We start from the raw sequence: 1,343 nt of genomic DNA, 5'->3' as shown, positions 1-1,343 counted from the left end.
GCCCAGCCCTCGGCGGCCGCCTCCACCGCGTCCGGCGCGAGGCGGCAGGCCTCGCCGCGCGCCGCCATCCGCGCCGCGGAGAGCAGCCGGGTGAGGCGCCCGTAGCCGGCGCGGTCGGTGGGCCAGGCCAGCATCTCCGGCCCATCCTGCAGCACCAGCCGGGCGCCCAGGGCGAAGGGCAGCCCCGCCTCGCGCGCCGCGACATGGGCGCGCACCACGCCGGCCAGGCTCATCCGGTCGCAGAGGCCGAAGCCGGCATGGCCGAGCGCCGCGGCCATGGCCACCAGCTCATCGGGCTGCGAGGCGCCCTCCAGCAGCGAGAAGCAGGAGCGGGCGCAAAGCTCGGCGAAGCCGGGCGGATCCTCAGGCGAAGAGGCCATGCAGGAACCAGCGGGCCTCGCTGCGGCAGAGCCAGAGGCGCAGCCCGTCCTCGCATTCCACGCGCCAGTAGTCGCGGGGCGGCCGCTCCGGCGCCGCACCCCACCATTCCGCCTCCAGCCGCTCCGGCCCCTCGCGATGCCGCAGCGGGCGCGGCCGGCCGCGCCAGACCAGGCCATCGGGGGCCGCCTCGACCGGCTCCGGCCGGGCTAGCAGCCAGACCGGGCGTGGGCGGCCGCCCCAGGGGCCATCCCGGTGGTTGTCCCAGTCCGAGGGCGTCCGCACCACGGCGAAAGGCGAGACCGCCCGCACCGCCTGCTCCGGCCAGTGCGAGGCACAGGGCTGCGCCCGCCAGACGGGCAGGCGCTGGCCCAGCCGGTCCAGCAGCCGCTCCAGCGCCTCCCGCGCCGCCGCCTCGCCATCCGCCAGCCCCTCGGACTGGCGGGCCTCGAGCGGCTGGGTCTCGAGGGCGCGCACCTCCAGCCGCTCGATGCCGAAGCCCGGCGCCACCCCTTCCAGCTTTTCCCGCAGCAGGCGGGCAAGGTGCGCCGGGTCGCGCACCGGGCCGCCGGTGCCGAGCCCGATCTCCTGCCGGCTGCCATCCACCCGCCGCAACGCCAGCCGCAGGCGGCGCAGCCCCTGGCCCGCCGCCTCGAGCCGATGGCAGAGCTCGGGCAGCAGGCGCGCCAGGGCCGCATCCAGCCCGGCGCGCGTGATCAGCGGCTCGGGTGGGGCGAGGGTGGCGGCGAAGACCGGCGGCGGCGCGAGGGGGCGCAGCGCGGCACGGGCGGCGCCGGTGGCCAGGTCGAGCCGTGCCAGCAGGCCGGGACCGAAGCGGCGCGTCAGCGGCCCGCGCGGCTGCGCCAGCACCTCCCCAATGCGCCGCAGCCCCAGGCCACGCAGCCGCCGCAGCATCTCCGCCGGCAGGCGCAGCCGTTCCAGCGGCAAGGGGGAGAGGGCCTCGG

General features: G+C 78.7%; 2 protein-coding genes. Both read right to left on the bottom strand.

Annotation, left to right across the window (positions count from 1 at the left end):
* Nucleotides 1–380, bottom strand: a 380-nt coding sequence (locus tag ACVMLK_RS21045; protein ID WP_457487543.1) for a PHP domain-containing protein, incomplete at its 3' end; no start/stop codon positions are given.
* On the bottom strand, nt 364–1,343 hold a 980-nt coding region (locus ACVMLK_RS21040; protein WP_457487542.1), incomplete at its 5' end, for a DinB/UmuC family translesion DNA polymerase. The genes ACVMLK_RS21045 and ACVMLK_RS21040, both read right to left, overlap by 17 nt.

The organism is Teichococcus aerofrigidensis (assembly GCF_054073225.1).
The sequence above is the reverse complement of the archived record's forward strand: the minus strand, read 5'-3'. Positions and strand labels throughout refer to the sequence as shown.